Source organism: Streptomyces sp. NBC_01314 (assembly GCF_041435215.1).
Lineage (GTDB): Bacteria > Actinomycetota > Actinomycetes > Streptomycetales > Streptomycetaceae > Streptomyces.
Window position 1 is genome coordinate 4,367,061 of the sequence record NZ_CP108394.1, and the last position, 12,312, is coordinate 4,379,372.

Below are 12,312 nucleotides of genomic sequence, written 5' to 3' on the forward strand. Positions count from 1 at the left end.
CAATTTTGTGAGAACGCGGGAGGGGGGCCGCATCGTCGATGAGGCCGCGGTGATCGCACGCGTACGCGCCGGGGAGCCGGAGGCGTATGCGGAGCTGGTGCGCGCCCACACGGGCATCGCGCTGCGGGCGGCCCGGGCACTCGGCGCCGGTGCGGACGCGGAGGACGTGGTGCAGCAGGCCTTCTTCAAGGCGTACTGCTCACTGGGCCGCTTCCGGGACGGCGCCCTGTTCCGGCCGTGGCTGCTGTCGATCGTGGCCAATGAGACGAGGAACACAGTGCGGACAGCAGGGCGCCAGCGGTCCCTGGCCGACCGCGAGGCGGCCTTCGTCGAGGCCGAGCCGTTGATACCGCCCTCGGCGGACCCGGCGGTCGCCACGCTGGAGATAGAGCGCCGCGTCGCGCTCCTGGGCGCCCTGGAGAAGCTGAGCGAGGAACACCGGCTGGTCGTCACCTACCGCTACCTGCTGGAGATGGACGAGCCCGAGACGGCCGCCGCCCTGGGCTGGCCCCGGGGCACGGTGAAGTCCCGCCTGAGCCGGGCACTGCGCAAGCTGGGCCGTCTGCTGCCGGAGTTCGAGCCGGGCGAAGCCCTTGGGAAGGGGAGAGGAGGCGAGAGGGGTGAGTGAGCCGGACCGGCTTGACGGGAACGAGGGGCCGGAGCGAGACCGGAGCGGCGGGATCACGGAGGGTGAGGGTCGTGACGGCCGGTTGCCCGAGGAGTTGCGGGCGCTCGGGCGGGCGCTTGACCGGCCGGGGGCCGACGGGGACGAGACCATGGTCGAGCGGGTCCTGCAGCAGATACTCGCCGTGGGGGTACCACCCACGCCCTCCAGGCAGTGGGGGAGGGTGCCGACCCCGGTGGCCGAGCCGCCGGGTGCCGGTGAGCGGCTGCGGGCGGTGCGCCGGTGGGCCGGGCTCCGCTGGCGCGCGCTGACGACCGCGCTGTGCGGGCTGCTCACGGTGCTCGTCCTTACCCCTCCGGTGCGGGCGGCCGTGGCCGACTGGTTCAGCTTCGGCGGGGTCGAGGTGCGGTACGACCCGTCGGCGGCACCTTCGCCCGGGGCCGGGGTGCCGGGCTGCCCGGACCCGGTTCCGCTCGCCGAGGCCGGGCGGCGGGCGGGGTTCGCTCCGCTCGTGCCGCGTGCGCTGGGCGCCCCGGACGCGGTGTCCGTGACGCGTGCGCCGAAGGACCGCTTCGTGATCACCCTCTGCTGGGACGAGCGGGGACACACCGTCCGCCTCGACGAGTACGCCGCTCGGCTGGCACCCGAGTACGGCAAGACCGTGGCGGGTGCGCAGGCCGTCGAGTGGGTCGATCTGGGCGGGGGCGCATACGACGCGTTGTGGTTCCCGGAGCCGCACCTCCTGCGCTTCTGGATGACCTCCGAGGACGGCTCCCGCTTCACCCGCTCCGAGCGCACCGCGGGGCCCACCCTGCTGTGGGTCCACGACGACGAGTTCACGCTGCGGCTGGAGGGCGTGGCGTCGAAGGCGCGGGCGCGGGAGATCGCGGAGTCATTGGACTGATCGGTCCCGTCGGGGTGGGAACCCCGGCGGTCCGAGCGGTGTACCAGGAGTGACACCGCGAGTGCGGACGGGCCGCACCGGGATCGATCGGGGATGTCGGATGATGCGTGAACTGCGACAACTGGCGGCGACGGTGGGCGCGTTGATGACCGCTCTGGCCCTGCTCCTGCTGGGGGCTCCGCCATCGGCGGCGGGCGGGCCGACCAGCGTGCTGCTGGTCTCGCCGACCAGCCGGCGGACGGCTTCGCTGTACGCCACAGAGAAGCAGTACGACCGTCTGGTGAAGCTCCTGGCCCCCACGGGCTCCGCCCTCGACGCGAACGGGGAGGAGGCTCCGGAGTGGGCGAGGGGGGACACAGCGGGAGATCAGATCAGTGAGATGGTCACCGTGACGTGGATGATCCACGACGTGACGCCCTGGCGGGTGGACCAGCTGTATACGGCCTCGCCCGACACCAAGGACGTCTGGATCCATACGGACCTGGACATCGCGAAGGACACCGGTGCTTCGGACGACGGCGTCTGGAACAAGGCGGAGCAATCGGAGGAGCTGCGCGGGCTGCTTCAAGGACTCGGGGTGCTGGGCGAGGCTTCCGGCAGCCCGGAGCAGAGCGAGCCGTCCTCGGCCGACGCGCTCTCAGGGGCTGGGGTCGACGCCGATGAGACGGCTGCCGACGCACGGGCCGGGGCAGACGCACCCGATCTGACCGACCGGGCCCGCTGGGCGATACCCGCCCTGGCCCTGGGCCTGCTCCTCGGCTCCGGGGGCGCCACGCTCCTGCTGCGCCGCGCGGCGGCCCGGCACGAGTCCGGACCGCCGCGGGAGCCTCGTCAGGAACTGCTGGACGCCTGACCGGCTGCGCCGAGGTGGTCAGCCGAGGTCGATCTCCGGGTACAGCGGGAAGCCGGCGACGAGGTCGGTGGCCCGGCGGGAGATCTCGTCGGAGACCTTCGCGTCGAGGACGTGCTGGGCCTTGGAGGGCGCACCCGACTTGGTGGTGCCGGGCTCCGTGGTGGTGAGGACACGGTCGATGAGGCCGGCGACCTCGTCCATCTCGGCGGTGCCCAGACCACGCGTGGTCAGCGCGGGCGTACCGATGCGGATGCCGGAGGTGTACCAGGCACCGTTGGGGTCGGCCGGGATGGCGTTGCGGTTGGTGACGATGCCTGAGTCGAGCAGCGCGGCCTCGGCCTGGCGGCCGGTGAGGCCGTAGGAGGTGGTGTCGATCAGGTTGAGGTGGTTGTCGGTGCCGCCGGTGACCAGGGTGGCGCCCCGGCGCATCAGGCCCTCCGCCAGTGCCCGGGAGTTGTCGACGATGCGCTGGGCGTAGTCCTGGAAGGCGGGCCGGCGGGCCTCGGCGAGGGCGACGGCCTTGGCGGCCATGACATGCGGGAGGGGGCCGCCGAGGACCATCGGGCAGCCGCGGTCGACCTGGTCCTTGAGGGAGTCGTCGCACAGGACCATGCCGCCGCGCGGGCCGCGCAGCGACTTGTGGGTGGTCGTGGTGACGATCTGGGCGTGCGGCACCGGGTCGAAGTCGCCGGTGAGGACCTTGCCGGCGACGAGGCCCGCGAAGTGCGCCATGTCCACCATCAGAGTGGCGCCGACCTCGTCGGCGATCTCGCGCATGATCCGGAAGTTCACGAGACGGGGGTAGGCGGAGTAGCCGGCGACGATGATCAGCGGCTTGAAGTCACGGGCGGATGCGCGCAGGGCCTCGTAGTCGATGAGGCCGGTGGCGGCGTCGGTGCCGTAGGACCGCTGGTCGAACATCTTGCCGGAGATGTTCGGGCGGAAGCCGTGGGTGAGGTGGCCGCCGGCGTCCAGGGACATGCCGAGCATGCGCTGGTTGCCGAAGGCCTGGCGGAGCTCGGCCCAGTCGGCCTCGGAGAGGTCGTTGACCTGGCGGACGCCGGTCTTCTCCAGGAAAGGGACCTCGACGCGGTCGGCGAGGACGGCCCAGAAGGCGACGAGGTTGGCGTCGATGCCGGAGTGCGGCTGGACGTAGGCGTGGCGGGCGCCGAACAGTTCCCTGGCGTGCTCGGCGGCGAGGGACTCGACGGTGTCGACGTTGCGGCAGCCGGCGTAGAAGCGCCGGCCGACGGTGCCCTCGGCGTACTTGTCGCTGAACCAGTTGCCCATGGCCAGGAGGGTGGCCGGGGAGGCGTAGTTCTCGGAGGCGATCAGTTTGAGCATCTCGCGCTGGTCGGTGACCTCCTGGCCGATGGCGTCGGCCACGCGCGGCTCGACGGCGCGGATCACATCGAGGGCGGCACGGAAGGCGGTGGACTCGTGGGAGAGGGGCTCGGCTGACATGGGGACCTCCGGACGTTGCGTTCAGCGTTCACGGTACGGCCCAGGCGCACGGCACTCATCTTTCCCGAGCCGCTCCCCGATGGTCCGTCCCATCCCAGCGCGCCAGTCACGGCCCGCCGGTCACCCTATCGGGCGCCGTGGACGCCCGCGCCCGGGCGTCCACCATACGAACGACGAAACGACGAGGAGAGGACGGAAGAAGGAGAAGGAGAAGAGCAGGAGGACGAGAGTGGAGGAGGACGAGAGGAGGAAGGGAGTGCGGACGTCAGAGGATCACGTGCGGGAGGAAACGGGCGTACTCGTCCGTGACCAGGTCCGAGGACTCGCGGATGCCGAGGCCCGCCGACTCGTTCTCGACGACCCAGGCGCCGAGGACGACGTGGTGGTCGTCGAAGGCCGGGAGGGGGGCCAACTCCTGGTAGCAGCATGGTTCTTCGCGGAGGACGGGGTCGGTGCCCGGTTCGTGGAGGGTGACGCCGGCGCCCTCGCGGCCGAGGAGGGGCTTGGCGACGTAGCCGGTGGTGGTGGCCAGTTCACGGGGGCCGTCGAGATAGGCGGGGAGGAGGTTGGGGTGGCCGGGGTACAGCTCCCAGAGAACGGCGAGGAGGGCCTTGTTACTGAGGAGCATCTTCCAGGCGGGCTCGATCCACATCGTGGTCCCGGTGCCACCGCCGTTGTCGAGGGTGGCGAGGACGTGGGGGGCGAAGCGGTCGGTGGTGAGCCACTCCCAGGGGTAGAGCTTGAAGATGCTGCGGATGAAGCGGAGCTTCTTGTCGACGAAGCGGCCGGAGAGGCGGTCCCAGCCGATGTCCTCCATGGAGATCCAGTCGGTCTCCAGGCCGGCCTGTTCGGCGGTCTCCTTCAGATAGGCGACCGTCATCAGGTCCTCACCGAGCTCGTCACCTGCGGAGTGCGCGAAGTAGAGGGGGCTGCCCGGCGGGAGGAGCGGGGACTGCTTCCTCCAGGCGTCGACGAGGCGTTCGTGGAGGGAGTTCCACTGGTCAGCACCCGGGAAGCGCTCCTCCATCCAGAACCACTGGGGGCCGGCCGCCTCGACGAGCGAGGTCGGGGTGTCGGCGTTGTACTCCAGCAGTTTGGCGGGGCCGGCCCCGTCGTAGCGGAGGTCGAAGCGGCCGTACACGGAGGGCAGTTCAGCCCGTCGGCGCCACGCCTCGGCGACGAGGCCGATGAGGCGCGGGTCGGTGATGCCGAGGTCGGCGAAGCGGTCCTGCTCGACGATGTGCGCGGCCGCCGCCAGACACATGCCGTGCAGTTCTTCGACGACCTCCTCCAGTGCCTCGACCTCGGGGAGCGAGAAGACGTAGTACGCGCTCTCGTCCCAGTACGGGCGCAGGGAACCGTCCGGGTGGCGCGTCAGCGGGTAGATGAGCCCCTGACCCTCGACGGTCTCCTGCCAGCCCGGCCGGGGTTCGATGGTGCGGCGTTCCATGGTTCTGCCTCGTCCGCCGGGTCAGCCGCCGCTGGAGCCGGAGCCGTCGCCGTCACCCGAGCAGCCGAAGCCGTCCCGGTCGACGGCCTCGCTGCGGCTGAAGGTGCCGTCGTCGGCCCAGCTGCCGCTGACGTCCGCGTCGTAGTACCAGGCGGCGTCGACCGAACCGGCCTGCTGACGGTTACCGCTGCTGTTGCTCTTGCTCTTCTTTCCGTACGACGAGGAGCCGGAGCTCGTATTGCAGTTCCGATCGGCGATGATCTTGTACCCGTTGGCGTAGTCATAGCTGTCGCGGTCCACGCAACGCCGGTCCGGATCGGATCCGCAGGAGGTCAGGGCTGCCGCGACGACGCCCATCCCACCGAGTACGACCGTGCTGGACCGCAGCCGCCTGCGCTGTTCTCCCATGTGTGCTCCCCCGTCGGGCCCACAGGCCCTGCTGTATCGGGGCCGGTTCGCGATGCGGTTCGCGATGCGGTTCGCGATGCGGTACGCGATGACCGGCCGCCGCCTTATGTGCGCTTTATCGGCGCTCAGACTAGTGATCGACTCTCCGAAGGAGCCAACCGGGTGCGGAGGCGTGGCTGCGGACGGCGGATCGCTTCCAGAATGCGGGGCGCCCGGGCACACAGGGCGGCGGTGGGTTCGGGGGCGGGGTAGGGGACGCGAACGGGTGATCACGCCGGATGGCGGAGTCGCTGAAGACCCTGGCGGGCGGCTTGCGGAGGGAGGGGCACAGCACCGAGCCGGAGAAGACCCTGAGCTCCCGTTCGCCTCAGGAAGCCATCGACACCCGTCATTCTTTTGACTAAAGTCAAAGAATTATGGAGACCAGGCAGCAGTCCGACCCGGTAGCCGTGCGGGATGTACGGAGCCTGCGGCGATTCAACCGGTACTTCACTCGCCGTATCGGGGCGCTGGACGATCAGTACCTCGGGCAGGACCGGCCGCTCGGGGAGGCGCGGCTGCTCTTCGAGATCGGGGAGGCCGGCGAAGGCGGGGAGGGGGCTTCGCTTCGTGAGTTGCGGGCCCGGCTCGGGCTGGACGCCGGGTATCTGAGCCGGATGGTCAAGGCGTTGGAGGGGCAGGGGCTGGTCCGGGTGGGGGTGCATGGCGGGGACAGCCGGGTACGGGTGGCGGCGCTGACGTCGGCGGGGCGTTCCGAGGTCACGGAGCAGAACCGGCGGGCCGACGCGCTGGCCGAGGGGCTGCTGCGGGGGCTGAGTCCGGCGCAGCGGGGCGAGTTGACGGATGCGCTGGGGTCCGCGCGGCGGCTGCTGCGGCTCGCCGCGATCCGGGTCGAGGCCGTGGACGGCGGATCGGAGGACGCCCGCGCCTCCCTCGACGCCTACGCCGCCGACATCGACGAGCGGTTTCCCGAGGGGTACGACCCGGCCACCCTCGTGCCACCCCATGAGGTCTCAGGGGCCTCGGGGGCCTTCCTGATCGCCTACGAGGAGGAACGGGCCGTGGGGTGCGGGGCGCTGCGCACGCTCGATCCCGGTGCCCGGGTCGGGGAGATCAAGCACGTGTGGGTGCACCCCGGGGCCCGACGGCTCGGGCTCGCCCGGCGTCTGCTCGGCGAGCTGGAGCGGGAGGCCGCCGAGCGCGGCTTCGGCGTCGTACGGCTCGATACGCATGCCTCGTTGACGGAGGCGCGGGCGATGTACCGGGCGTGCGGGTACACGGAGATCCCCCGGTACAACGACGACGTGTACGGGGCGCACTTCTTCGAGAAGAGGCTCGCGACACCACGATGACGGTGACGGTGACGGTGGAGGCGGCGGTAACGCGGTCTGCGCCCGCACCCGTCCCCGGGTTCGTCTTCGGCATCGGCATCGGCATCGGCATCGGCATCGGTCGAGGGTCGACGCCGGGTCGGCCTCGTACGGCGAGCGCGCTCAACCCCGTACGCAGGTCGCCCCTGTCGGGCACAGGGATGTGACCACCATCGTGACCGGTTCGCGGAGATCGTCGACCGGGGTCGACTCGGGGGCGCTGAGGCGGACTCCGTAGATCTTGTCGTCGGCCGTGCGGAAGCGGTGGTCGATGACCTGACGGGGGCCCAGATCGCCTTCGCCGTCGAAGCGGTAGACGACCTCCGAGTAGCTGTCGTCCGGGGCGGAACGGTCGAGGACGCGATAGCCGGGGAGGCGGGCGAAGCCGTAGTTCTCGTTCTCGGCCAGGTCCATGGACTCGGCGGGGGTGCCCTCGCTGACCAGGAAGAGCTGGAGGATCCGGCTGCCGTCCGGCGAGTCGTACGTGACGACCGTGGGCTTGTCGCTCGGCGTCTTCGCGGTGCGTTTCCAGCCGGAGGGGACATCGACGGTGAAGCCGGCCGGATCGTCGGAGCGCACATAGCCGGGGGCGCCGCTCGGGCCCGCGTCCGTGCCCGACTGCTTCGGTGTGGCCGGGCCGGTGTTCCCGTCGTCCTCCGGGCCCGCCGCCGAGACGGAGGGCGGGGGTGTCGACGGGGAGGAGCTGTTGGAGGTCGTACGGGTCGTGCCGTCGTCCCGGGACAGGGTCCACACCCCGAAACCGGCGGCGCCGCCCAGCAGGGCCGCGAGGACGATGACGGCGGTCGTGCGCGACCACGGGTTGCCGCGCCCAGGAGGCCCGGGAGTTCCGGGAGTTCCGGGAGTTCCGGGAGTTCCGGGAGGGTCGTCGACCCAGCGTCCTTGGTGCGGGTCCCAGCTCGTCATGTTGCCCCCCTTGCCGCCGTCGGCGTTCTCACGACGTGCGTGCACCGACGATAGCGGCGTACACGCCGAACAGGCCCCGTCCTGGTCGAAACCGGGACAGGGCCTGCGAGAGCAAGCTATAAGGCGTCAGCAGGACGTCAGCTCCGAGACGTCGGCAGAACGTCACCTATGCATGCGTCAGCACGACATCGGTTCTGCGGACGTCGACGGCGGGACGGCTCAGATGAGGCCGAGCGCGCGGACCGCGTCGCGCTCCTCCGCCAGCTCCTGGACCGAGGCGTCGATACGGGCGCGGGAGAACTCGTTGATCTCCAGGCCCTGGACGATCTCGTACTTGCCGTCCTTGACGGTGACGGGGAAGGAGGAGATGAGACCCTCGGCCACACCGTACGAACCGTCGGACGGGATGCCCATGGAAGCCCAGTTGCCCTCGGCGGTGCCGTTGACCCAGGTGTAGATGTGGTCGATGGCCGCGTTGGCGGCGGAGGCGGCCGACGAGGCGCCACGGGCCTCGATGATGGCGGCGCCGCGCTTGGCGACGGTCGGGATGAAGTCCTCGGCGAGCCACTTCTCGTCGTTGACGACCTCGGCCGCGTTCTTGCCGGCGACCGTGGCGTGGAAGATGTCCGGGTACTGGGTCGCGGAGTGGTTGCCCCAGATCGTGAGCCTCTGGATCTCGGAGACCGGGACGCCCGTCTTCTTCGACAGCTGGGTCAGCGCGCGGTTGTGGTCCAGGCGCGTCATCGCGGTGAAGCGCTCGGCCGGGACGTCCGGCGCGGCGGCCTGGGCGATGAGGGCGTTGGTGTTGGCCGGGTTGCCGACGACGAGGACCTTGATGTCGTCCGCGGCGTTGTCGTTGATGGCCTTGCCCTGCGGCTTGAAGATGCCGCCGTTGGCCTCGAGGAGGTCGCCGCGCTCCATGCCCTTGGTACGGGGGCGGGCGCCGACGAGCAGGCCCACGTTGGCGCCGTCGAAGGCGACATTCGGGTCGTCCGTGATGTCGATGCCCTGAAGGAGCGGGAAGGCGCAGTCGTCGAGCTCCATGGCGGTGCCCTCGGCGGCCTTCAGTGCCGGAGTGATCTCCAGCAGGCGGAGCTTGACCGGCACGTCCGCGCCGAGCAGCTGGCCGGAGGCGATGCGGAAGAGCAGGGCGTAACCGATCTGGCCGGCCGCGCCGGTGACGGTGACGTTCACGGGAGTGCGGGTCATGGCGTTCTCCGTATGACAGCTGGCGGTGGGGCGTCCCCGCCCCGTGGGACGTACAAATGATCGATCTCTTGGCGTCAAGAGAGATCGGTGGTCAGGCTATCGCGCATCCGGGATCCCGGACGGCCGGGGTTCGTGTGGCCCAGCCCACAAGTTGCTCCGCGCTGCCGCTCCACGGAGAGGGCGGCATGAAGAGGCGGCCGCCGGTCCGGGGGGAGGACCGACGGCCGCCTCTGTGGGGGTGCCGGGCCGGGAGGGAGGGGGTGTCGATCTCCCGGGCGGACCGGTCTCCCGTGGGGGTACTGTCCGCATGCCCCGGAGTTCGGCGGGCATTCCACTTATGCCGTGATTACTTTTACGAAATGGCGATCACGGTGCGTCATGTACGTGGCGGCCGGCGGGGGTGGGCGCGCAGTGCACCGAACCCCCGTGGGGGCGCGCGCGCCGGGGCGCCCCCACCGCCCTTCCGACTCCCCTACCCCGTGCAGCCCTTCTGGCCCGAGGCCAGGGTCACGCAGGCCGTGGCCTCGCCCGCGTCCTTCACCGTGATCATCTGGGTGTAGGCGATGTTGTCGCCGACCGCTTCGATGGCGGCGGTCTGCTTGGTCCTGCCGACCGCGACCTGGACCTCGTCACCCTGGGCGGCGCCGGTGATGCGGGCCCACGCGGCCTGACAGGTCTTGCTGTAGCGGACCTCGACCCTCGTCGTGCCCACCGTGGCCTCGTCGGCGGTCCGCACGAGATTGCCGATGCACCCCATGGTCTCCGGGTCCTTGCCGTCGCAGTCCTTGCCGCTGCACTTCACTCCGGCCGGGAGGTCGGGGTTCGTACCGATCGAGGTCGACGGGGAGGTCGGCGGCTTGTCCTCCGCCTGGCCCTTCCCGTCACCATTGATGAGGAAGAAGGCCGCCGCGATCACGACGAGCGCACCGACGGCTCCCGCGAGGAACATCGTCACGCGCCGCTTCGGCTGGGAATCGCCGTCGTCGGAACGCCCGCCGCCGCCCGGCGGCGGGCCGAAGACTCCGGACGGCATCGAGGCGCTACCGGGACCCTGGGCACCACCGGAGACCGACGCACCGGCCGCTACGCGGGACGAGGACGCCGACGACGTCGAGGAAACCGACGAGGGCGACCCGCCGGCCAGGCCCAATGACGAAGGCGACGGCGACGGCGTCAACGGGGCCGACGAAGGCGTGGTACCCCAACTGATGCGCGACGCGCCGCCGGCGATCGCCCCCGCACCGCCACCGCCGTACGGCGGGACGGAGGAAGAGGGGGACGAGGAGGAGGAAGAGGACGGTGACGAGGTGGACGGCGTGGCCGAACCCCCGTACGGCGGACGCGAGGCGCGGTCGCCGCCCGACGAGCGCGGCTGCACCGGGACCGACGGCGAGACGCCCGCCGGGCCCGCCACACCCGGTGTCGCGGTCGCGCTCCGGCTTCCCCTGCCGTTCCTGCCGCCCTTGACGGTGGACTGACCGCCCGTCTCCCCCAGGGCGGCGCGCGCCTGGGAGATACGGATCGCCTCCATGGTCATGTCATGGCGCATCTCCGAACGGCTCCAGGCACGCTCGGCCAGCTCCCACATGGTGGTCAGATGAAGGGGATCGGTACCGGTCACCTCGGCCAACGCGACGATCGCGCCTTTCGGCGCGAGCAGTCTGCCGTTGAGATACCGCTCCCAGGACGTCTTGCTGTAGCCCGTGCGGTCGGCCACCGCGGCGATGCTCAGCCCACCGCGGTCGACGAGCCGGCGCAACTGGCCCGCGAACTCCCTGACCTGTGGATCGAGCTCATCGGGCAAGGCCCTCCAACGAGGCATTACTTCCCCCCTCTTCCCCCCGTACGACTCTGCACTTTCCCCCCGCGCCCGCTATGCCTGTACCTATGCCTATGCCTGCGTCTGTGTCTGTACCTATGTCCGTGCCCGCGCCTGTGCCTGTGCCTGTGCCTGTGCCTGTGCCTGTGCCACGCATGATGCCCTCGCTGAATCCTGGTCCGGGACCTGGCCCGAAGCCCGCTCCGGAGCCCCGTTCTGGCCTACCCACTGGGATGCGCCCGGTCGGGATGCCAGTTCCCTGGAAAGGGGCGTGTGGGAGCATTTCGGGCGCGATCGCGCGCCACTGCGCGCCCCCCAACAGCCTTGCGGTCCAGTGTCCCATCGGGATCCCGGATTGCCGGGCGCAATGGCAGGTCCACACGCGGGACATCCCGGACCGTCCCAAATACTCACATTAGCCCTGGTGTTGAGCGGGCCGATGGCAAATCCTCGAACTTGTCAACACATCGACACAACGGCCACACACGCACAGTCACGCGAGTCGAACAGGGGCTCGTACACCTCGTACACCTCGGCGAGCGCCACGGCGCTCGCCCGCTCGCCCGCTCGCCCGCTCGTCGGATCGGCCGGGGCCGTGCGGACCGTGTGCGTCAGTGAATGTCGGAAGGTCAACGGGGACCAGGGGGATCAAAAAATGCAACTCAAGGCCAGGCTGCTGCTCGGGGCCGTCGCCGTGACGGCCTCGGCCGGGCTCGCGCTCGGCGTCGCCGCTCCGCTCGCCACCGCTTCCGGGCCGTACGTCGTGGACGGCTCCGGCGCCGCGCACAACGACTGGGGCGACGAGGGCACGCTGTCCGTCAACTCGCACTCCAAGAGCAACGCGACGCGGCTGTGGCAGAGCGTCCTGTACGCCGACGGCGCCAAGTGGAAGGACTCCAGCGGGAATCCGCACACCTTCGGTCAGGGGGACATCGACGGGATCTTCGGCTGGAAGACCCGCTCCGCGACCAAGTACTGGCAGGCGCAGGAGGATCTGGAGGACGTCGACGGGATCGTCGGCAAGGAGACCTTCGGGCAGGCCGACGGCTTCCTGGACGGGCCGTACAGCGACGGCAAGGTCACCTACACCGGCCTGGAGCACGAGGTGACCTTCAAGCGGCTCGACGGCGAGTACTACGTCGAGGTCGGCTCGACGTGGAAGGTCGCCGCGTACGACTGGCGCGGCTGAGGAGCATGTCGGCGTCGGCTCCGGCCGGTGACGGCGGATGGCGCCGACGCCGGTCGCCCGGCCGGGGCGACCGGTAGGACCGAGGGCTGGGCGAGGG

11 protein-coding genes are annotated in these 12,312 nt (G+C 70.7%); 5 read left to right on the top strand and 6 right to left on the bottom strand.

Annotated elements, in window-relative coordinates; all coding sequences use genetic code 11:
- The first annotated feature begins 7 nt into the window (after positions 1 to 7).
- The 3 genes from OG622_RS19125 (at position 8) to OG622_RS19135 (ending at position 2,382) form a co-directional block, all read left to right on the top strand.
- A complete protein-coding gene (locus OG622_RS19125) occupies positions 8 to 628 on the top strand; it encodes an RNA polymerase sigma factor (protein WP_371577516.1) in 621 nt (206 codons plus the stop codon).
- A complete protein-coding gene (locus tag OG622_RS19130; protein ID WP_371577517.1) occupies positions 621 to 1,529 on the top strand; it encodes a hypothetical protein in 909 nt (302 codons plus the stop codon). The genes OG622_RS19125 and OG622_RS19130 overlap by 8 nt, the downstream gene beginning before the upstream one ends.
- Positions 1,530 to 1,632: 103 nt before the next feature.
- On the top strand, positions 1,633 to 2,382 hold the full coding sequence (locus OG622_RS19135) for a hypothetical protein (RefSeq protein WP_371577519.1): 750 nt from the start codon (positions 1,633 to 1,635) through the stop codon (positions 2,380 to 2,382).
- A gap of 18 nt (positions 2,383 to 2,400) precedes the next feature.
- Here the strand turns inward: OG622_RS19135 and OG622_RS19140 are convergent, their stop codons facing one another.
- The 3 genes from OG622_RS19140 to OG622_RS19150 form a co-directional block, all read right to left on the bottom strand.
- Entirely contained in the window at positions 2,401 to 3,846 is a 1,446-nt protein-coding gene (locus OG622_RS19140) for a glycine hydroxymethyltransferase (protein ID WP_371577521.1), read from the bottom strand.
- A gap of 265 nt (positions 3,847 to 4,111) precedes the next feature.
- Positions 4,112 to 5,296, bottom strand: a complete 1,185-nt coding sequence (locus tag OG622_RS19145) for a glutathionylspermidine synthase family protein (RefSeq protein WP_371577522.1) — start codon at positions 5,294 to 5,296, stop codon at positions 4,112 to 4,114.
- 21 nt (positions 5,297 to 5,317) lie between these two features.
- Entirely contained in the window at positions 5,318 to 5,704 is a 387-nt protein-coding gene (locus tag OG622_RS19150; protein ID WP_371577523.1) for a hypothetical protein, read from the bottom strand.
- Between the two features lie 416 nt (positions 5,705 to 6,120).
- On the opposite strand from OG622_RS19150, the gene OG622_RS19155 reads away from it, so the two are divergent.
- Positions 6,121 to 7,056 carry a GNAT family N-acetyltransferase gene (locus tag OG622_RS19155; RefSeq protein ID WP_371577524.1) on the top strand — a complete coding sequence of 312 codons (936 nt, stop codon included), beginning with the start codon at positions 6,121 to 6,123 and terminating at the stop codon, positions 7,054 to 7,056.
- A 141-nt stretch (positions 7,057 to 7,197) separates the two neighbouring features.
- Here the strand turns inward: OG622_RS19155 and OG622_RS19160 are convergent, their stop codons facing one another.
- From OG622_RS19160 to OG622_RS19170, 3 genes are all read right to left on the bottom strand, one after another.
- On the bottom strand, positions 7,198 to 7,998 hold the full coding sequence (locus OG622_RS19160) for a hypothetical protein (RefSeq protein WP_371577526.1): 801 nt from the start codon (positions 7,996 to 7,998) through the stop codon (positions 7,198 to 7,200).
- A 219-nt stretch (positions 7,999 to 8,217) separates the two neighbouring features.
- Entirely contained in the window at positions 8,218 to 9,207 is a 990-nt protein-coding gene (locus OG622_RS19165; protein ID WP_371577528.1) for a malate dehydrogenase, read from the bottom strand.
- Positions 9,208 to 9,679: 472 nt separating this feature from the next.
- A complete protein-coding gene (locus OG622_RS19170) occupies positions 9,680 to 11,029 on the bottom strand; it encodes a DUF2690 domain-containing protein (RefSeq protein ID WP_371577530.1) in 1,350 nt (449 codons plus the stop codon).
- A gap of 652 nt (positions 11,030 to 11,681) precedes the next feature.
- Here OG622_RS19170 and OG622_RS19175 point away from each other — a divergent pair.
- Positions 11,682 to 12,215, top strand: coding sequence for a peptidoglycan-binding protein (locus OG622_RS19175; protein ID WP_371577531.1), 534 nt, complete (start codon positions 11,682 to 11,684; stop codon positions 12,213 to 12,215).
- The last annotated feature ends 97 nt before the right edge of the window (positions 12,216 to 12,312 follow it).